Below are 18,894 nucleotides of genomic sequence, written 5' to 3'. Positions count from 1 at the left end.
GTAAAACTCAGGCCGACGCCCACGACAGTGCGCGTCGGTTTTGTTTTTTCCGCGGCCGGTTTTTCATGCGGCGGGCATGGGCCGCGGCACTGGCCCGCGTACCGGACGCGCTGCCGGGTGCACTATCATGGCGATCCGCAACGCAGGATGCCGCACCATGACACAGCCACCCGCCAGCCAACCCCCAGCACCGGCCTTCCACGGCGATCCGGCCGAACTGCCGGCCGACCCCAACCTGGTCGCCGGCATGCCGTACCGGCACTACAAGGGCGGCGCCTACACGGCAGTCGGCATCGGCCGCTTCGAGGCCGATCTCGCGCCCGTGGTGGTCTACCGCGCGATGCGCGATCCCTCATTGCTGTGGGTGCGCCGCGCCGATGTGTTCAGCGCACCGGTGGCCACGCCGCAGGGCGAGGTGCCGCGCTTTGCGCCCGCCTGGCCCGCGGCGCTGGCGTGCCTGGACTTCCTGCCCCGCCAGGCGGTGCTCGATGTGCTGGCGCTGCACGATACGCCGTACCGGCACTACCACGACCGCCGCCATATCCTGGAGATGTTCGAGACCGCCCACGCGCGCGGCATTGCGCTGGACCGCGCGCAGGCGCTGGCGGTGCTGTGCCACGACGCGGTCTATGTGGCGGGGTGCGGGCACAACGAAGCCGCCTCAGCCGCGCTGATCGAAACGGTGGCGCCCGGCGAGGACCGCGCGGTGCTGGAGCGTGCCGCGCAGATCGTGCTCGATACGCGCGGCCATGGCCCGAGCATTGCCGGCGCCGACACCGTGCTCGATCTCGACCTGCTCAGGCTGGCCGCGGCTTCGGAAATGTTCGATGCCCACAGCCTGGATGTGTTCGCCGAGAACCGCGCCATGCTGGCCGCCCGCACCGGTCTCCAGGGGGAGGCGCTGGAGACTGAATTCATGCGCCGCCGCGCGGCGTTCCTGGGCAAGCTGGCGCAGCGCCCGCGACTATTCCTGACCGACGCCTTTGCCGACTGCGAGGCGCCGGCGCGCGCCAATATCGCCCGCATCGTCGGCGCCGCGGGTGCGTCCCGTGATTGACGTGCCGGCAGGCGCGAGCGCCTTCGCCGAGGCCTGGCTCACGCCGGGCACGGCGCTCGGGCTGCTGGCGCTGTTCACGCTGGTGACGGTGCTGCTGCTGAGCCTGGTGCCGCTGCTGGTGGCGCTGTTGCGGCCGGTGGTGCGCTGGCTGGACCGGTGGCGCGTGTGGGGGGCCGGCGCACTGTCCGCGCGCGTGGCCGCACAGCCGCGCCGGCTGAGCACGCTCACGCTGCGCATGCTCGAGCGCGACATGGCCGAGCTGCTGGTGGTCCTGCTGGCCGGCGCCGTGCTGCTGGCCTGCGGCAGCGCCCTGTTCTGGCTGGCCGGCGAGGTCGCAGAAAGCGGGGGCGTGGTGCGCATCGACCAGATCGTGTTTGCATGGCTGCGTGCCTTGCGTACCGACTGGCTCGATATCGCAATGGTGGCAGTGACCGAACTGGGCGGCGCGCGCATTTCCCTGGCGGTGGGCGTGGCGGTGTTCGCGTGGCTGTGCTGGCGGCGCGCCTGGACCGTGGCCCTGTACTGGGCCGCCGCGCTGCTGGGGGCGCGTGCCTGCGTGATGGCGCTCAAGCTGGGCATGGCGCGCATGCGCCCGGCCAGCATCTACAGCGGCCTGGAATCGTATTCCTTCCCCAGCGGACACGCCACCAGCAGCATGGTCACCTATGGCTTCCTGGCCTTCCTGATGTGCCTGCGCCAGCCGTGGCGCGTGCGCATCCCGGTGCTGGCACTGACCGTGGTGGCGGTGGCGGCGATCGGGGTATCGCGGCTGTACCTGGGCATGCACTGGCTGTCGGATGTCGCTGCAGGCTATGCGCTGGGGCTGGCATGGATCGCGCTGCTCGGCACGGCTTACCGCACGCTGCACGTGCCGGCGCCGAAGGAATCGGTGGCGCCATGGCGGCTGGGCGCGGTGGCGGCGGCAGCGGTGGTGGTGGCGTTCAGCTATGTGGCGTGGTTCCGGCTGCCGGATACGCTGGAGCGCTACCGGCAGGCCGTCGCGCCTACGCCAGCCGTGGCGGCGCTTCGGCTTCCGGCGCCTGCGGCAGGCGCGACACCAGCAGCTGGTCGATCTTGTGATGGTCGATGTCCAGCACTTCGAAGCGATAGCCCGCCACGGTGATCGACTCGGATTTCTTCGGGATGCGCTTGAGCGAATAGATCACCAGCCCGGCCGCGGTGTCGACATAGTCCTCGCCGGGCAGGGTGTCGAGATCCAGCGCCTTCTTCAGGTCCACCAGCGGGGTGAGGCCGTCGACCAGCCAGGAGCTGTCGTCGCGCCGCACGATCTGCTCGTCCTCGCTGGAATACAGGATGTCTCCCATCAGCGCGCCGACGATATCGTCCAGCGTGACGATGCCCACCACCAGCCCGTATTCGTTCATCACCACGGCAAAGTTCTGGTGCATCTCGCGGAAGCGCGTGAGCGCCTCGGACAGGGTCAGCGTGTCGGGGATCACCAGCACGTTCTTGTCGTGGTGGCGGCCGATATTGTTGATCACGGTGGCGCTCTCGTCGGCCAGCAGCAGCTGCAGGATGTCCTTGGAATCGATATAGCCCTGCACGTCGTCGAGGTCGTGCCCGCACACCGGGTATTGCGCGTGCGGCTGGTTGACCAGCTTGCGGCGCACGCTGTCGGCGGGTTCGTCGAGACTCAGGTAGACCACGTCGTCGCGCGGCGTCATGATCGCGGTAATGCTCTTGAACTCGAGCTCGAACACGTTTTCGATCAGGTGGAGTTCATGCTTGTGCAGCACGCCGGCTTCGGCGCCGGCATCGACCATCGCGGCGATGTCCTCGGTGGTGATCTGGTCGACCGGCTTGGTCGGCAGGCGCAGCAGCCGCAGCGTGGCATCGGCGGCGGCGTTGAAGATCCAGACCAGCGGCTTGAGCACGCGCAGCAGCGTCAGCATCGGGTCGATCACCGCCACCGCGCACCGCTCGGGGAAGGTCATGGCGATGCGCTTGGGGATCAGGTCGGCAAACTGGATGAACAGCAGCGTCACGATCAGGAACGAGCCGATATTGGCCACGCGCTGGGCGTGGACCACCTGCATATAGGGCGACAGCGTTTCCAGCAGCAGGTCCGATACATGTTTCTCGCCGAGGATACCGGCCAGGATGGCCACGCTGTTGACGCCGATCTGCACGATCGTGAAGAAATTCCCGGGCTCTTCCTTGAGCCGCAGTACGCGCGTGGCGCGGCCATCGCCGCGCTCCGACAGGACTTGCAGCTTGGTGCGGCGCGCGGCGGTCAGCGCGATCTCGGAGACCGAGAAAAAGGCGCTGACAAGGACAAGGGCGATCAGGGTCAGGACGAACATAGGCGGTTTGGCGCACGCAGGTTGTGCCTGCAGGCGGCTTGATGATGGTGCACGCCGCGCGCGGCTGTCAATCGGACATCAGTCAGACATCAGGCGGACCTCGATCGCGGCTCCGGGGCGTGGCGTCAAAGCTGGCGGCTGGCGCTTCCAGCCGCTGCGGCAGCGTTGCGGCCAGTTCCGCGGCGGCCAGCGCAAACTGCGCGCGCAGGTCGTCGGCCAGGCTGGAGCCGGCGCGATGGCTGGCGCGCAGCATCTGGACCTCGAACGGCAGCACTGGCGCCACGTCGTGCAGCGCGACCCGCTCGGGGCTGGCGCTGAGCGCGGTGTACTGGTCCAGCAGGGTCACGCCCAGCCCCGCATCGACCAGGGCCAGCGCCAGCGAATAGGTCTGCACCTCCAGCGTCGAGCGCGGCTCCAGCGCGTGCCGGGCCAGGGTCTGGCGCACCAGCAGCCCGAGCGAGCTGTTGTCGTCATAGCCGATGAAGGCGCGCTCCATCAGCCGCTGCATCGGCACCACCTGGCGGCGCCCGCCGGCGGGCAGCGGCTGGCCGCGCGGCACCGCCAGCAGCATGCGGCCGCTGGCCACCGGCTCGCTGGCGATGGCCTCGTGGCCCGGCGGCGCAAAGGCAAAGCCCAGGTCGATCTGGTTGGCCAGCAGCGCCCCGACGATCTCGTCGGTATGGTGGGTCAGCACCTGCACCTGCGTGTCCGGGTGGCGCGCGCAGAAGCGCCGCACCGCCGGCACCAGCAGCGGGTTGGCCAGGCTGGGGGTGGCGGCCACGCGCAGCCGCCCGGCGCCCTTGTGGCGCAGGCTTTCCGAGACCCGGCGCACGCGCTCGATCTCGCCATATAGCCTTTCGACATCGCCATAGAGCGCATTGGCCTCGGGCGTGGCCTGCAGCCGGCCGCGCACCCGCTCGAACAGGCGAAAGCCGAGCGAGGCCTCGGCGTGCTGCAGCACGCGCGTGACCACCGGCTGGGACACGTGCAGCAGGCGCGCGGCCTCGCTGACGGTGCCGGTCAGCATCACGGCGCGGAAGACTTCGATCTGGCGCAAGCGCATGGCAATCCGGGAAGCGGGCAGGCATCCATAGCCTGATGACATATTCTGGCACGTATTCGCATTGGGCAATCCGCGCCGCCTGCACTACGCTTTGCCGGATCGGGAAAAAGCAATCAAGGGATGGCAATGCAGGTAGTGATCGTGGGCGCCGGCGTGGTCGGCATGACGACGGCGTGGCGCCTGGCCGAGGACGGCCACCAGGTGACGGTGCTGGAGCGCCACGACGGGCCGGCCGAGGAGACCAGCTTTGCCAATGGCGGGCAGCTCAGCTACAGCTATGTGGCGCCACTGGCCGGGCCGGGCGTGATGGCCAAGGTGCCGGGCTGGCTGCTGCGGCGCGATTCGCCGATGCGCTTCCGGCCCGCGGCCGACCCGGCGCAGTGGCGCTGGCTGGCAGCCTTCATGGGCGCCTGCAATGCCGCCACCAGTGAAGCCACCACGCGCAAGCTGCTGCGGCTGGGGTTCTATTCACGCGACCTGATGCAGGCTTTCGTGGCCCGGCACCAGCATGACGATGTTGGCGCCGGTTTCGATTTTGCGCGGCGCGGCAAACTGGTTGTGCACCGCGATGCGGCGGCGTTCGACGCGGCCTGCCGGCTGCTGGACTACCAGGCCAGCCTGGGTTGCGAGCAGCAGGCGCTGGACCGCGATGCCTGCGTGGCGCTGGAGCCCGCGCTGGCCGGCATCCGCAACGAGATTGCCGGCGCCATCTACACGCCGAGCGAGGAAGTGGGCGACTGCCACCGCTTCTGCCTGTCGCTGGCACGGTTGCTGCAAGACGGGGCGCACGCCGGGGTGTCGATGCGCTTCGGCACCGTCGTGCAAGAGCTGGTGCAGCAGGGTGGGCGCGTGACCGGCGTGCGGACCGCCAGCGGCGTGGTGCCGGCCGACGTAGTGATCGTGGCCGGCGGCATCGGCAGCGTGCCGCTGCTGCGCCCGCTGGGCGTGCGGCCGATGCTGTGGCCGCTCAAGGGCTACAGCATCACGGTGCCGCTGGCCAGCGGCACGCGCGCGCCGCATATCAGCGTGACGGACTTTGCCAACAAGATCGTCTACGCGCGCATCGGCAATACACTGCGGGTGGCGGGCATGGCCGACCTGGTGCGCGGCGGCACCCGCATCGACCCGGAGCGGGTCGGCACGCTGGTGGCACAGACACGCGCGCTGTTCGAGGGCATCGTGCCCGAGCTGCCGCTGGCGCAGCTGCAGCCGTGGGCCGGGCTGCGCCCGGCCACGCCGGACGGCCTGCCGCTGGTGGGGCCGTCGCGGGTGTCCGGGCTATGGCTGAACCTGGGCCATGGCGCGCTCGGTTTTACGCTGGCGATGGGCAGCGCCGGCCTGCTGGCCGACCGGCTGGCAGGGCGCCGTCCGGCCGTCGAAGCAGAGGATTTTGATGCTGCGTGCGCCTAACGTCCTGTCCCGCTAGCGCCGCAGGCAAGTGTTGGTTCATGCCGTACCCGTGCGTCCGCAAGCCACGACGCCGTCCACGAAACATGCCTCAATGACCAAGCCCCACTACAAGGAGCGCCACATGCAATCACTGCACCCCCACCGATCCGCCACCCGCCGCGCGCTTGCGGCCGCCACGCTGCTGCTGGCCGCCGGCGCCGCCCATGCCGCCGATGGCGACACGCTGAAGAAGATCAAGGACAGCGGCGTGATCTCGCTTGGCTATCGCGAATCGTCGATCCCGTTCTCATACACCGACGGCAAGGAGGTCATGGGCTATTCGCACGAGATCCTGCTGCAGATTGTCGACAAGGTGAAGAGCGAACTGAAGATGCCCGGCCTGCAGATGCGCCTGACCCCGATCACCTCGCAGAACCGCATCCCGCTGGTGCAGAACGGCACCATCGACATCGAATGCGGCAGCACCACCAACAACCTGGAGCGCCAGAAGCAGGTGGCGTTCTCCAACAGCATGTTCGTCTACGGCATCAAGATGCTGACCAGGAAGGATTCGGGCGTGAAGGAGTTCACCGACCTGAAGGACCGCAATGTGGTCACCACCGCCGGCACCACCGGCGAGCGCCTGCTGGTCAAGATGAACGGCGAGAAGGCCATGAACATGAACCTGATCAGCACCAAGGACCACGGCCAGTCCTTCCTGATCCTGGAGACCGGCCGCGCCGCTGCCTTCGTCATGGACGAGCCGCTGCTGTACGGCGAGCGCACCAAGGCCAAGAGCGCGGCCGACTGGGTGGTGGTCGGCGCGCCGCTGCAGACCGAGAACTACGCCTGCATGTTCCGCAAGGACGATCCCTCGTTCAAGAAGCTGGCCGACGGCGTGATCGCAGACCTGCAGACCAGCGGCCGTGCCGAGAAGCTGTACAACAAGTGGTTCATGTCGCCGATCCCGCCGCGCGGCATCAACATGAACTACCCGCTCTCGGCCGACATGAAGGCGCTGTTCGCGGCGCCCAACGACAAGGCCTACCAGTAAGGGCAGGGCGCCACGGCCTGGCCGTATCAGGTCCGGCGGTTATTTAGCCATAATGAATCAGTATTTAGCGCTCGATAGTGTTTGCGGTAGTGTTGAGCCCGATATAGGCTCATAGCAGCACAACTGGCCGGCGGCCCTCACAAGCGGCCTCCGGCGCTGTCTGTCCCCCACACTGCTTATCCGCATCCACTGGAGAACATATGCGATCGATTCGTACTGGCTGGCTCAAATCCCTGCTGGCTGCCTCGCTGCTTGCCGGCGCCGGGCTGGCGTCCACCGCGGCGCAGGCCGCCGACCTGCTCGATACCGTCAAGCAGGCCGGCGTGCTAAAGATCGGCCTGGAGGGCACGTATCCGCCGTTCGGCTTCCGCGGCGCGAAGAACGAGCTGGAAGGGTTTGACGTGGACGTGGCGCGTGCGGTGGCGGGCAAGCTGGGGGTGAAGCCGGAGTTCGTCACCACCGAGTGGAGCGGCATCATTGCCGGCCTGCAGGCGGGCAAGTTCGACGTGATCGTCAACCAGGTCAACGTCACGCCTCAGCGCCAGCAAGTGCTGGACTTCTCCACGCCCTACGTCTACTCGGATGCGCAGCTGATCCAGCGCAAGGACGACAAGCGCCAGTTCAAGTCGCTGGAAGACCTGAAGGGCCACAAGCTCGGCGTCAGCCTGGGCAGCAATTTCAACGACCTGGCCAAGTCGGTGCCGGGCATCGACGTCAAGACCTATCCCGGCGCGCCTGAGTACCTGCGCGACCTCGCGGCACAGCGCGTCGACGCCGCGCTGAACGACCGGCTGATGGTCGCCTACCTGGTCAAGACCGCCAACCTGCCGCTGCGGCCGGGCGCGATCGTGGCGGGTGCCACCACGCAGGTGGCCATCCCGTTCCGCAAGGACAACCCCAAGTTCGCGCAGGCCATCAACCACGCGCTGGATGACCTGGGCAAGGACGGCACGCTTGGCAAGCTCTCGGTGAAGTGGTTCGGCACCGACGTGACCAGGCCCGCCGGTAAGCCAATCAAGTAAGCCAGTCAGGTAAGCCGGCCAGCAAGCCGGGCGGTATCATGTCGCGGCGCCGCGGTCTGCATGGCTGCCGCGCCGTTTTCTTTTTCATTCTTCTGCCGCCGCCACGCCCATGTCCGCTCTCCAGCTTGTCACCGATTCCCTGCCAGTGCTGCTGCAGGGCACGCTGCTGACCATCAAGTTCGCGTTGTGGTCGATGGTGTTCGGGCTGATGCTGGGCACGGTGGTGGCGCTGATGGGCATCAGCCATAGCCGTGTGCTCAAGGCGGCGGCGCGCACCTACGTCAGCATCATGCGCGGCACGCCGCTGCTGGTGCAGATCTTTGTCGTCTACTACGGGCTGCCGGGCATCGGCATCGCGCTGGAGCCCACGCCCGCGGGCGTGCTGACGCTGAGCCTGAACGTCGGCGCCTACCTGTCCGAGAGCATGCGCGGGGCCATCCTGGGCGTGTCGCGCGGCCAATGGCTGGCAGCCTACAGCCTGGGCCTGACGCCGGCGCAGGCACTGCGCTACGTGATCGGCCCGCAGGCGCTGCGGCTGGCGGTGCCAAGCCTGTCCAACAGCCTGATCAGCCTGATCAAGGACACCTCGCTGGTATCGGTCATCACCGTGACCGAGCTGCTGCGCACGGCGCAGGAGGTGATCGCGGCCACCTACCAGCCGCTGCCTCTGTACCTGGCGGTGGCGGCGATCTACTGGGTGCTGAGCACGGGGCTGTCGGGGGTGCAGCATATGCTGGAGCGGCGCTTGTCGCTGCCCGGACGCCACTGATCGGCGCGCAAAGAAAAAGGCCAGCTCTGCGGAGCTGGCCTTTTTTTATCGCCGGGCCGGTCAGCCCTGCGCGATGCGGCTGGCGATATGCCCCAGCGCCTCTTCCACCTGGTCCACCAGGACCAGGCACAGGTCGCCCGGCTGCAGGTGCGACAGCGCGGTATCGATGGCGAGGAACTCGCCACGGATCTCCTCGACCTGGCCGGCGCGTTGCGCGCCCTGCAGGCCTTCGCGCAGCAGCGCCAGCACCTCGCCGTCGGCGCGGCCGCGCTGGCACTGGTCCTGGTACAGGATGACTTCATCGAACACGCCGCCCAGGATCTGGGTCTGGCGGCGGATGTCGTCGTCGCGGCGGTCGCCCGCGCCGCTGATCACCACCATGCGCCGCTTGGCCGGGATGGTCTCGACAGCGTTGCACAGCGCCAGGATGGCATCCGGGTTGTGGCCGTAGTCGGCGATCAGCGTGGCGCCGCGGTAGTCGAACACGTTGAAGCGTCCCGGGGCGGTCTGCGCGTCGTTGACGAAGGTGGCCAGGCCGCGGCGGATGGTCGGCCAGTCGATGCCCAGCGCCCACGCGGCGGCGATCGACGACATCGCGTTATCGACCTGGAAGCCGATGGTGCCGTTGCGCGTCAGCGGGACCTCGGCTACCGCGATGCGCACTTCAGTATCGCCTTCGGACGCCACGATGTCGGCGCCGTCCACGAACACCACGCGCTTGCCCTGCGCGCGGTGCGTGGCCATGGCCGGCTGGTTGGGATCGTGGGCGAAGAAGGTGACGCTGCCGGGGCAGGCGTCGGCCATGCGCACCACCATCGGGTCGGCTGCGTTCAGGACCGCCATGCCGTGCGGCGCGACGTTCTGCACGATCACGCTCTTGAGCACCGCCAGGTCTTCCACCGAGTTGATGTAGGACAGGCCCAGGTGGTCGCCTTCGCCCACGTTGGTCACCACCGCCACGTCGCAGCGGTCGAAGGCCAGGCCTTCGCGCAGCAGGCCGCCGCGCGCGGTTTCAAACACGGCGGCGTCCACGTCCGGGTGCAGCAGCACGTTGCGCGCGCTGCGCGGGCCGCTGCAGTCGCCGGTGTCGATGCGCTCGCCTTGGATATACACGCCGTCGGTGCCGGTCATGCCCATGCGCAGGCCGCTGGTGGCCATGATGTGGGTGATCAGCCGGACCGTGGTGGTCTTGCCGTTGGTGCCGGACACGGCCACCACCGGGATGCGGCCATCGTCGCCATCGGAGAACATGGTCGAGACAATGGCTTCACCGACCGCGCGGCCCTTGCCGTACGACGGCTGCAGGTGCATGCGCAGGCCCGGCGCGGCGTTGACCTCGACGATGCCGCCGGCCTGTTCCTCGAACGGCTTGAGCATGGTCTCGCACACGGCGTCGACGCCGGCGATGTCCAGGCCCACCATCTGCGCCGCCGCCACGGCACGCGCGGCGATGTCCGGGTGGACGTCGTCGGTGACGTCGGTGGCGCTGCCGCCGGTGGACAGGTTGGCGTTGTTGCGCAACACCACGCGCGTGCCGTTGGCCGGCACGGAATCGGCGGTCAGGTTCTGCTTGGCCAGCGTGGCCAGCGCGATGTCGTCAAAGCGGATCTTGGTCAACGAGGTCGCATGGCCTTCACCGCGGCGCGGGTCGCGGTTCACTTCCTCGACCAGCTGGCGCACGGTATGCACGCCGTCGCCGATGACCTGCGGCGGGTCGCGGCGCGCGGCCGCCACCAGCTGCTTGCCGACCACCAGCAGGCGGAAGTCATGGCCCGGGATATAGCGCTCGACGATTACGTCCGAACTGATGTCCGAGGCGACCTCGTAGGCCGTCATCACTTCCTCGCGGGTGCGGATGCGCACCGCCACACCCTTGCCCTGGTTGCCGTCGCGCGGCTTGACCACCACCGGGGCGTCGATTTCCTGCGCTGCGGCCCAGGCCTCTTCGGCGCTGCGCACCGAGCGGCCCAGCGGCACCGGCACGCCGGCGGCGTGCAGCAGGGTCTTGGTCAGGTCCTTGTCCTGCGCGATCGATTCGGCCACGGCGCTGGTGCGGTCGGTCTCTGCGGCCTGGATACGGCGCTGCTTGCTGCCCCAGCCGAACTGCACCATCGAGCCCTGCGTCAGGCGCCGGTAGGGGATGCCGCGCGCCACGGCGGCGTAGACGATGGAGCCGGTGCTGGGCCCCAGGCGCACGTCCTCGTCCAGCTCGCGCAGGCGGTGCAGCGCGTCTGCCAGGTCGAACGGGGTGTCGTTGCGCGCGGCGCGGCACAGGGCCTCGGCCAGCTCGAACGCAAGCCGGCCGACTTCTTCCTCGCTGTATTGCACGATCACCTGGTAGGTGCCGGGCTCGACCGTCTGCGCGGTGCGGCTGAAGGTGACCGGGCAGCCGGCGGCGGCCTGCAGGCGCAGCGCGGTCACTTCCAGCACGTGGGCCAGCGACAGCTCACCCGACTCCTCGTCCGGGCGCAGCGGCCCGATTTCGGGGAAACGGGCGCGCAGCCGGTCTTCAAAACCGGGCAGCGCCGACAGCATGTTGGTGGCATCCTGGCAGGCCACGATCGCCTCGATGGCGGTGTGGCGGCACCACAGGTTCGGGCCCCGCAGGGCCCGGATACGTGAGACTTCCATAGAACGGTTTCCGTGTCTTCTATGCGCGGTTGAGCTTGGGGCCGCGTCAGGCGCGGCGCGCAGGCTGGCCCATCCAGTGGTGCACCAGGTCGACGGTGGCGCCGGTGGCGGCCTCGTCGCACTGCAGTACCAGCAGGTCGCCCGGCACCAGCTGGCTGAGCGCGGTTTCAATGGCGCTGGCGCGCGTGCCTTCGTCGATGATCTTGGTCACGCGCCGGCCTTCGTACAGGCCCTGCTTGAGCAGCGCGCGCGCCTCGGCATCGGGCAGGGCGCGCTTGACGCTGCGGTCCTCGCACAGGAAGACGCGGTCGAAATGCTGCCCCAGCGCCATGCCCTGGCGCACCAGGTCTTCGTCGCGGCGCTGCATGCCGGCGCCGTAGACCACCATGCGGCGCTCGGCCGGGAAGCGCTCCAGCGCGGTCGCCAGGGCTTCCAGCGCGGGCGCGTTGTGGGCGTCGTCGACCACCACGGTGGCGCCGTTGCGCTCGAACAGCGTGAAGCGGCCCGGCACGTCGACCTGGCCGACATCGAAGGTCACCACGCCGGCGCGGATCAGGTCGTTGGAAATGCCCAGCGCCCAGCCCGCGGCCACGGCCGCCAGCACGTTCTCGACCTGGAACGCGACGCGTCCGGCATAGGTCAGCGGCACCGCGGCCACGTCCACCAGCGCGGTTTCGCTGCTGCCGGTGGCCAGCACGATCTTGCCTTCGCGCAGGTACACCGCGCGCTTGCCGGCGGCGCGGTGCGACACGATAGCAGGCAGTTCCGGCGTCAGGCCGAAGAAGATCACGTCGCCGTCGCACAGCCCGGCCATCTCCACCAGGCGTTCGTCGCGCGCGTTGAGCACGGCCGCGCCGGTCTCCAGCACCACGTCGACCTGCGTGCGCAGCACGTTGTACATGCGGTCCTCGTCCTCGACGTAGTAGTCGCCGAGGTGGTCGGGCTGGTCGAAATTGGTGACCACGCCGACCTGGCAGCGGTCGTAGGCCAGGCCTTCGGAGAGGATGCTGCCGCTGTCGTTCTCGAACACGGCGGCCTCGACCGCGCGGTTCATCAGGATGCGATGGCCCGATTCCCAGTTGGCGCGGTCGCCGCTTTCCACCTGGCGGCGGTCCAGGAACAGCCCGTCGCTGCAGGCCAGGCCGGTATGCTTGCCCGACAGCTGCAGCAGGCGCGCCACCAGGCGCGCGACCACGGTCTTGCCGTTGGTGCCGGTCACGCCCACCACCGGGATGCGGCCCTGGTCGTCATCGGACTCAGGGAACAGGTGGTTGACGATGGCGCGGCCGACCGGGCGCGGCGTGCCTTCGGCCGGCTTGATATGCATCAGCAGGCCGGGGCCGGCGTTGACCTCGACGATGGCGCCGCGCTGCTCGGCCAGCGGGCGCGAGATGTCCTCGGCCACCAGGTCCACGCCGGCGATGTCCAGCCCGACCACGCGCGCGGCGAGCGCCGCATGCGCAGCGACGCTCGGGTGCACACGGTCGGTGACGTCGAAGGCGACATTGCCGTTGCGCTGGATCAGCACGGTGCGGCCTTCGGGCGGTACCGAGCTGGCGTTCATGCCCTGGCGCTTCAGTTCCAGGCGCGCGGCCGAGTCCAGCCGCACACGGTTCAGCGGATGATCCTCGGTGGTGCCGCGGCGCGGATCGGAATTGATCTGCAGCTCGATCAGCTCGTCGATGGTGGACTTGCCGTCGCCGACCACGCTCGCGGTCTCGCCCATGGCGGCGGCCACCAGGCGGCCGCCCACCACCAGCAGGCGGTGCTCGTTGCCGGGGATGAAGCGTTCGACGATGACGCCGTTGCCTTCGTCGATGGCCACGCCGTAGGCGGTCTCGACTTCCTCGCGGGTCATCAGGTTGGTGAACACGCCGCGGCCGTGGTTGCCGTCATAGGGCTTGACCACCACCGGCACGCCGATGTCCTCGGCGGCGTCCCAGGCGTCTGCCGGGGAATCGACCATGCGGCCCTCGGGGACTGGCACGCCGCAGGACTCCAGCAGGCTCTTGGTCAGGTCCTTGTCGCGCGAAATGCTTTCGCCGATGGCGCTGGTGCGGTCGGTCTCGGCGGTCCAGATGCGGCGCTGGCGCGCGCCGTATCCCAGCTGCACCAGGTTGCCGTCCGACAGGCGGATCGCCGGGATGTCGCGGTCGTCCGCGGCATCGACGATGCAGGCGGTGCTGGGGCCCAGGCAATGCTCGTCCACCAGGCGGCGCAGGTTGTCCACGGCGGCGGGGACGTCGAAGGGACGGTCCTCGATCGCGGCCATGACCAGGTCGCGGGCGGTGAACAGGGCGACGCGGGTGACTTGCTCGTGCCAGGCGCGCACGATCACCTTGTAGACGCCGCGCACCGGGGTCTCGCGCGCCTTGCCGAAGCCGCCGGGCATGCCCGCCAGGTTCTGCAGCTCAAGCGTCACGTGTTCCAGGATATGGCCGGGCCAGGTGCCGTCCTTCACGCGCTGCAGGAAGCCGCCGCGCTCGCCGATACTGCAGCGATGCTCGATCAGCGACGGCAGCCAGGCCGACAGGCGCTCGTGGAACCCCGGAATCGTGTTGGAGGGAAAGTCCTCCAGTTCCCCGATATCGACCCATGCCTCCAGTACGGGCCGATATGTCCACATATTCGGGCCGCGCAGCGACATGACATCGAAAATCTCAATGTCCTTCTTTTTCATTGAATTAGCTTGAGGCAGTGGGCGGAACCGCCCGAGAAATGGAAGCCTAACCTTTCAGTAACGTTACAGCACAGAGCGGGTTGACTTTCTTCGTGTAAAAGTGATTGTGCAGTGCATCAGGAGTACTCGCGCGTTCGTCGTTATGTATACTGCGGGCGAATTCGCGGGCCGCCAGAGCGTGCCCGGCCTAAATTTGTTTCAAGTTATGTCCGTACCCCCTGGACGCACGCCGCGCCATCCATGACCCAGTCCTCCCTGCCTGTCCCTACCGCCCCTGCTGCCGACGAGCCCTGGCGTACCGAATCCGGATCGTGGCTCCGACCCGGCGAGACCGTCCTGGCCGGACTGGCTCTGGACCTCGACGCGAAGCTGCATTTTACCCAAGGGTGGCTGGTTGTGACCGACCAGCGCATCGTTGCCCGGGCTCCCGGTGAAAAAAATGTGCGGGAATGGAACATCGGGACCTCCCTGCGCCTGTCGCACACCGACCACGCGGGCGTGGGCGCGCTGGAACTGAGCGGTCCAGAAGGCCGGCTGGCGAGCTGGCGATACACGCTTGGTTACAATCCGGCCGCGCTGCGGCTGGCCGACCAGTTCGAATTCCAGCGCGATGCCGCCGGCGCGCGCCCGGCGGGCGGGGCGGGCGAAGTGCTGTGCCCGACCTGCAAGGCGCCGCTGCCGCCGGACGAGGAACAGTGCCCCCAATGCAGCCGGGAGCTGGAAACCCCGCCGTCGACCTGGGCGCTGCTGCGCCTGTGGCGCTTTGCCCGGCCGTACCAGTGGCAGCTGCTGGCGGGCTTCCTGCTGACGCTGCTGTCCACCGCGGCCACGCTGGTGCCGCCGTACCTGACCATGCCGCTGATGGACAAGGTGCTGATCCCGTTCCAGAACGGGGTGCCGATCGACTACGGGCTGGTGCGTCTGTACCTCGCGGGATTGCTGGGGGCGGCGCTGGTGGCCTGGTCGCTGGGGTGGGCGCGCACTTACCTGCTCGCGCGCGTATCGGAGCGTATCGGCGCCGATCTGCGCACTACTACGTACGAACATCTGCTAAAGCTGTCGCTGGAATACTTCGGCGGCAAGCGCACCGGCGATCTGATGGCGCGCATCGGCTCGGAAAGCGACCGCATCTGCGTCTTCCTGTCGCTGCACCTGCTGGACTTTGCCACCGACGTGCTGATGATCCTCATGACGGCGGTGATCCTGGTGTCGATCAACCCGTGGCTGGCATTGGTCACGCTGGTGCCGCTGCCGTTCATCGCCTGGATGATCCACCTGGTGCGCGACCGCCTGCGCCACGGCTTCGAGAAGATCGACCGGATCTGGTCCGAGATCACCAATGTGCTGGCCGATACCATCCCCGGCATCCGCGTGGTCAAGGCCTTTGCCCAGGAAAAGCGTGAGGTGTCGCGCTTCCGCGAGGCCAACAAGCACAACCTGGCGATCAACGACCGCGTCAACGCGGTATGGTCGCTGTTCACGCCGACGGTCACCCTGCTGACCGAGATCGGCCTGCTGATCGTGTGGGTGTTCGGCATCTGGCAGGTGTCGCACAGCGCCATCACGGTGGGTGTGCTGGTGGCGTTCCTGACCTATATCAGCCGCTTCTATACCCGCCTGGATTCGATGAGCCGGATCGTCTCGGTGACGCAGAAGGCCGCTGCCGGCGCCAAGCGCATCTTCGACATCCTCGACCATGTCTCGAGCGTGCCGGAGCCGGTGCGCCCGGCGAAGCTGGACAAGGTCGAAGGCGCCATCGACATGAGCGACCTGGGCTTCCGCTACGGCAACCGCGCGGTGATCCGCGGGCTGAACCTGTCGATCGAGCCGGGCGAGATGATTGGCCTGGTGGGGCACAGCGGCTCGGGCAAGAGCACGCTGGTCAACCTGATCTGCCGTTTCTACGATGTTTCCGAGGGCGCGATCCGCGTCGACGGCGTCGATATCCGCTCGCTGCCGGTGTCGGAGTACCGCCGCCATATCGGCCTGGTGCTGCAGGAGCCGTTCCTGTTCTTCGGCACGATTGCCGACAATATTGCCTATGGCAAGCCCGACGCCACGCGCGAGGAGATCATCGCCGCCGCGCGCGCCGCGCATGCGCACGAGTTCATCCTGCGCCTGCCGCACGGCTATGACTCGCTGGTCGGTGAGCGTGGCCAGGCGCTGTCAGGCGGCGAGCGCCAGCGCATCTCGATCGCGCGCGCGCTGCTGATCAACCCGCGCATCCTGATCATGGACGAGGCCACCTCGTCGGTCGACACCGCCACCGAGAAGGAAATCCAGAAGGCGCTCGACAACCTGGTGCAGGGCCGCACCACCATCGCCATCGCGCACCGCCTGTCGACACTGCGCAAGGCCGACCGGCTGGTGGTGATGGACCGCGGCCAGATCGTCGAAGTCGGCAGCCATGATGAGCTGCTGTTGCGCGAAGGCGCATACTACAAGCTGTACCAGGCGCAGGCGCGCAATGTCGACACTGAGGACGGCGAAGACGAAGCGATCGAAACGCCGGAGGCCGCCAATGCCCAATGACGTTCCCGCCACCACGCCGACACCCATGTTTACGCTAGATCGCAATCGTTTTGGCCGCCTGGTCCTGATCGCCGAAGACGGCACCGTCCACGAAGGCGTGGTGCCGGTGCGCGCCTTCCCGATTTCCGCGCCGCAGGGCGGCATCGGCCTGATGAGCACCGACGGGCATGAGGTGGTGTGGATTCCGCGGCTGGAGGATGTGCCGCAGGCAGAGCGCGACATGATCGAAGCGGAACTCGCCTCGCGCGAGTTCATGCCGGAGATCCAGCGTATCGTCAGCGTGTCGACCTACGCCACGCCCAGCGTGTGGACGGTGCAGACCGATCGCGGCAAGACCGAGCTGGTGCTGCGCGGCGAAGAGGCAATCCGGCGCCTGGCCGGCAGCACGCTGCTGATATCGGACACGCACGGCATCCACTACCTGATCCGCGACCTGACGGCGCTGGACAAGCACAGCCGCAAGATCCTCGACCGCTTCCTCTGAGGTGTCGCTGGCGACGCCGAAACCCGGGCCGGCGCGCTGCCGGCCGGGTTCCTGATCCTTGTTCCTAGTGCAGCATCTCGGATGCGTCGTCTTCGTCGTCCCAGTCATCGTGCATGACCGGCACGTCAGGCGCCATGTCGAACACCATCGAGTGGTAGCGCACGCTGAACCACTCGCGGAACATCTGCAGCGACAGTTCCTCGGGCCACATCGAGTCATCGAACCACTCGCCCAGCATGAATTCAAAGAATTCCTGCCAGCGCTTCTCGACCCAGCGCAAGGCGTTGTCGTGCGTATCGGCCAGCTCTTCCGGCAGCAGAAACACGCTCTGGTCCTCGCGCACCTGCTCTAGCGTGAGGCCGGCCACCGGCTGGGGATCGACCGCCTGGATCCAGTCCAGGAACGGCTGTTCCGGGACCAGCGCGACCATGGAACGGTTGATGGTGAAGCGGGGATGGTCAGACATGGCGAAAGCCTTCAAGGACTGCAACCGCCTATTGTAGTCCTTCGCCGTGCGGCTTCCGTGCGCGCTACTGATAATCCATGGTAAAGATCATCGCGCTTGATACCGTCCCCGGGGAGGGCGTGCCGCCAAGGCCGATGTAGCGCGCGCCGAAGCGGTATGTGGCGGGGACGTTGGCCGTGATGTTGCCCATCGCATTGCGCACCTGCAGGGGTACAGGCTCGGTGCCGCTCGCATTGACGATCTGCACGCCTGCGCCGCTGGCCATGCCGCCCGTCCCGGCATTGGTGATGCCGAGGATGCCGGCTCCGGCCGAGGCCACCGGCGTACCCGCGGCCGCGTCCAGCGTCATGCCGACAATGGCTCCGCCACTGCAGGTCAGCTGGATGGCGAAAGGCGTGTTGCCACCCACCCCCTGGTTTGCGAGCGTGAGTGCGCTGATTGCTGGCAGGTTCACCACCGGGGGGTAGGTACTGTTGCAGGAAATTTCCCGCGGTGTCACGTTGCCGCTGAGGCCGATGTAGTTGCTGGTGCCACCCAGTCCCCCCGCCGTGCTGCCGTCATAGACGCCGAAGCCGAATCGGGTCTGGGCAGGATCGAGACTGCCTGAGATGATCGGCCCGGTCTTCACAAATTCCACTGATACCGACACGGAATAGTTCAGGCTGGCGTCCAGGTAACCAAGGTTCGCGCTGCGAGTATCGCATTTCACACCGGCTGCATTGGTCATGGGCTGGCCCGCTGCATTGCGCAGCCGGATGCCGATGCCGGGGACGCCGGTGGAGTACACGCCCGGCATGACCTCGGTGCCGTTGCCATAGTAGCAGGAGATGATAGGAGCGCCGGCCACAACCGCTGGTGGCACGTAGGTGCAAGTGCCGCTGAATGTGTAGTAGTGCACCGTGCCGGGAATGGTGCTGCCGACGGCAAGGTTGGCGGCGACAGCCATGTCGCTCAGTGTTTGCAGATATGGCATCGCCGGCGTGGCGCTGCAGGCCGCTTGAGCGAAATGCGGGACCGCAAGGGATGCAAGTACCACCAGCCAGTGGCGCAGGGCGCTGATTAATTGCTTTCGGTTCATGGCAGGTTCGCCGTGATGGCATGCGCGCATGCACAAACGGCCAGGTTGTGGGCCGGCCGTCCGGCTTTCCGGCATGCCGGTTGAAGTTACGCTACTACGATAGGTGTGGCGCATTCCGGCAGAAATAAGGCTTGCCTTAAATCTGGGTCAGAAGTCTCACGCCACTGGAACGCAAGAACCGCCCAACAGCCCCGTGATCGGCATCATGCCGCAAGGCTCTGTCATCCGGACTTCCGTTCGCTTTCGTCCCGCCATTGAGGAAAACGACAGGCGCATTGCCGCCGGTTACTGGCTATAGTCCGAGGGGCTGCAGGCAGGCCATGCCGTCTGAAGAGTGCAAGGCAT

The 18,894-nt window shown here is 67.6% G+C and carries 14 protein-coding genes; 8 read left to right on the top strand and 6 right to left on the bottom strand.

All coding sequences use genetic code 11. The features are described from left to right. Positions 1–127: 127 nt before the first annotated feature. Both I6H87_RS03200 and I6H87_RS03195 read left to right on the top strand, forming a co-directional pair. Positions 128–1,057: a DUF1653 domain-containing protein gene (locus I6H87_RS03200; protein WP_011614684.1), complete on the top strand. Its 930-nt coding sequence runs from the start codon at positions 128–130 to the stop codon at positions 1,055–1,057. Further along, positions 1,050–2,180: a phosphatase PAP2 family protein gene (locus tag I6H87_RS03195; RefSeq protein WP_011614685.1), complete on the top strand. Its 1,131-nt coding sequence runs from the start codon at positions 1,050–1,052 to the stop codon at positions 2,178–2,180. Before I6H87_RS03200 ends, I6H87_RS03195 begins: the two co-directional genes overlap by 8 nt. Here the strand turns inward: I6H87_RS03195 and paeA are convergent. Together paeA and I6H87_RS03185 are read right to left on the bottom strand one after the other, a co-directional pair. Beyond that, complete coding sequence (gene paeA / locus I6H87_RS03190; RefSeq protein ID WP_010812984.1) at positions 2,062–3,381, bottom strand: polyamine export protein PaeA; 1,320 nt, start codon at positions 3,379–3,381, stop codon at positions 2,062–2,064. The genes I6H87_RS03195 and paeA overlap by 119 nt on opposite strands. A gap of 82 nt (positions 3,382–3,463) precedes the next feature. Beyond that, positions 3,464–4,444 carry a LysR substrate-binding domain-containing protein gene (locus I6H87_RS03185; protein ID WP_010812983.1) on the bottom strand — a complete coding sequence of 327 codons (981 nt, stop codon included), beginning with the start codon at positions 4,442–4,444 and terminating at the stop codon, positions 3,464–3,466. Positions 4,445–4,570: 126 nt separating this feature from the next. Between I6H87_RS03185 and I6H87_RS03180 the strand changes: the two genes are divergently transcribed. The 4 genes from I6H87_RS03180 (at position 4,571) to I6H87_RS03165 (ending at position 8,678) form a co-directional block, all read left to right on the top strand. Beyond that, a complete protein-coding gene (locus I6H87_RS03180) occupies positions 4,571–5,854 on the top strand; it encodes a D-amino acid dehydrogenase (protein ID WP_041687641.1) in 1,284 nt (427 codons plus the stop codon). 121 nt (positions 5,855–5,975) lie between these two features. Then, positions 5,976–6,887: a glutamate/aspartate ABC transporter substrate-binding protein gene (locus tag I6H87_RS03175; protein ID WP_011614688.1), complete on the top strand. Its 912-nt coding sequence runs from the start codon at positions 5,976–5,978 to the stop codon at positions 6,885–6,887. 200 nt (positions 6,888–7,087) lie between these two features. Then, positions 7,088–7,909 (top strand): transporter substrate-binding domain-containing protein, encoded by an 822-nt coding sequence (locus I6H87_RS03170; protein WP_011614689.1) that lies wholly within the window; start codon positions 7,088–7,090, stop codon positions 7,907–7,909. Positions 7,910–8,018: 109 nt separating this feature from the next. Continuing rightward, on the top strand, positions 8,019–8,678 hold the full coding sequence (locus tag I6H87_RS03165; RefSeq protein WP_010812979.1) for an amino acid ABC transporter permease: 660 nt from the start codon (positions 8,019–8,021) through the stop codon (positions 8,676–8,678). Between the two features lie 60 nt (positions 8,679–8,738). On the opposite strand, the gene cphA (I6H87_RS03160) is transcribed toward I6H87_RS03165, so the two are convergent. Both cphA (I6H87_RS03160) and cphA (I6H87_RS03155) read right to left on the bottom strand, forming a co-directional pair. Then, entirely contained in the window at positions 8,739–11,309 is a 2,571-nt protein-coding gene (cphA, locus tag I6H87_RS03160; RefSeq protein ID WP_011614690.1) for a cyanophycin synthetase, read from the bottom strand. Between the two features lie 46 nt (positions 11,310–11,355). Next, a complete protein-coding gene (gene cphA / locus I6H87_RS03155) occupies positions 11,356–13,989 on the bottom strand; it encodes a cyanophycin synthetase (RefSeq protein ID WP_011614691.1) in 2,634 nt (877 codons plus the stop codon). A gap of 240 nt (positions 13,990–14,229) precedes the next feature. Here cphA (I6H87_RS03155) and I6H87_RS03150 point away from each other — a divergent pair, with 240 nt between their 5' ends. Next, positions 14,230–16,521 carry a cyanophycin metabolism-associated ABC transporter gene (locus I6H87_RS03150; protein WP_011614692.1) on the top strand — a complete coding sequence of 764 codons (2,292 nt, stop codon included), beginning with the start codon at positions 14,230–14,232 and terminating at the stop codon, positions 16,519–16,521. Then, positions 16,511–17,005, top strand: a complete 495-nt coding sequence (locus tag I6H87_RS03145) for a cyanophycin metabolism-associated DUF1854 family protein (protein ID WP_010812975.1) — start codon at positions 16,511–16,513, stop codon at positions 17,003–17,005. Before I6H87_RS03150 ends, I6H87_RS03145 begins: the two co-directional genes overlap by 11 nt. A gap of 64 nt (positions 17,006–17,069) precedes the next feature. Here I6H87_RS03145 and I6H87_RS03140 read toward each other — a convergent pair whose 3' ends face one another. Together I6H87_RS03140 and I6H87_RS03135 are read right to left on the bottom strand one after the other, a co-directional pair. After that, positions 17,070–17,471, bottom strand: a complete 402-nt coding sequence (locus tag I6H87_RS03140; protein WP_010812974.1) for a hypothetical protein — start codon at positions 17,469–17,471, stop codon at positions 17,070–17,072. Positions 17,472–17,535: 64 nt separating this feature from the next. Further along, positions 17,536–18,549, bottom strand: a complete 1,014-nt coding sequence (locus I6H87_RS03135; RefSeq protein ID WP_231881386.1) for a fimbrial protein — start codon at positions 18,547–18,549, stop codon at positions 17,536–17,538. Positions 18,550–18,894 lie beyond the last annotated feature (345 nt).

Origin of the sequence: Cupriavidus necator, assembly GCF_016127575.1 — a bacterium.
GTDB lineage: Bacteria > Pseudomonadota > Gammaproteobacteria > Burkholderiales > Burkholderiaceae > Cupriavidus > Cupriavidus necator_D.
The sequence above is the reverse complement of the archived record's forward strand: the minus strand, read 5'-3'. Positions and strand labels throughout refer to the sequence as shown.

Bases quoted from the DNA above. Each gene is read 5' to 3' on its own strand.
- paeA (WP_010812984.1), bottom strand. From the start codon at position 3,381: ATGTTCGTCCTGACCCTGATCGCCCTTGTCCTTGTCAGCGCCTTTTTC.
- I6H87_RS03200 (WP_011614684.1), top strand. From the start codon at position 128: ATGGCGATCCGCAACGCAGGATGCCGCACCATGACACAGCCACCCGCC.
- I6H87_RS03140 (WP_010812974.1), bottom strand. From the start codon at position 17,471: ATGTCTGACCATCCCCGCTTCACCATCAACCGTTCCATGGTCGCGCTG.
- I6H87_RS03180 (WP_041687641.1), top strand. From the start codon at position 4,571: ATGCAGGTAGTGATCGTGGGCGCCGGCGTGGTCGGCATGACGACGGCG.
- I6H87_RS03165 (WP_010812979.1), top strand. From the start codon at position 8,019: ATGTCCGCTCTCCAGCTTGTCACCGATTCCCTGCCAGTGCTGCTGCAG.
- I6H87_RS03185 (WP_010812983.1), bottom strand. From the start codon at position 4,444: ATGCGCTTGCGCCAGATCGAAGTCTTCCGCGCCGTGATGCTGACCGGC.
- I6H87_RS03145 (WP_010812975.1), top strand. From the start codon at position 16,511: ATGCCCAATGACGTTCCCGCCACCACGCCGACACCCATGTTTACGCTA.
- cphA (WP_011614691.1), bottom strand. From the start codon at position 13,989: ATGAAAAAGAAGGACATTGAGATTTTCGATGTCATGTCGCTGCGCGGC.
- I6H87_RS03135 (WP_231881386.1), bottom strand. From the start codon at position 18,549: ATGAACCGAAAGCAATTAATCAGCGCCCTGCGCCACTGGCTGGTGGTA.
- I6H87_RS03150 (WP_011614692.1), top strand. From the start codon at position 14,230: ATGACCCAGTCCTCCCTGCCTGTCCCTACCGCCCCTGCTGCCGACGAG.
- cphA (WP_011614690.1), bottom strand. From the start codon at position 11,309: ATGGAAGTCTCACGTATCCGGGCCCTGCGGGGCCCGAACCTGTGGTGC.
- I6H87_RS03175 (WP_011614688.1), top strand. From the start codon at position 5,976: ATGCAATCACTGCACCCCCACCGATCCGCCACCCGCCGCGCGCTTGCG.
- I6H87_RS03170 (WP_011614689.1), top strand. From the start codon at position 7,088: ATGCGATCGATTCGTACTGGCTGGCTCAAATCCCTGCTGGCTGCCTCG.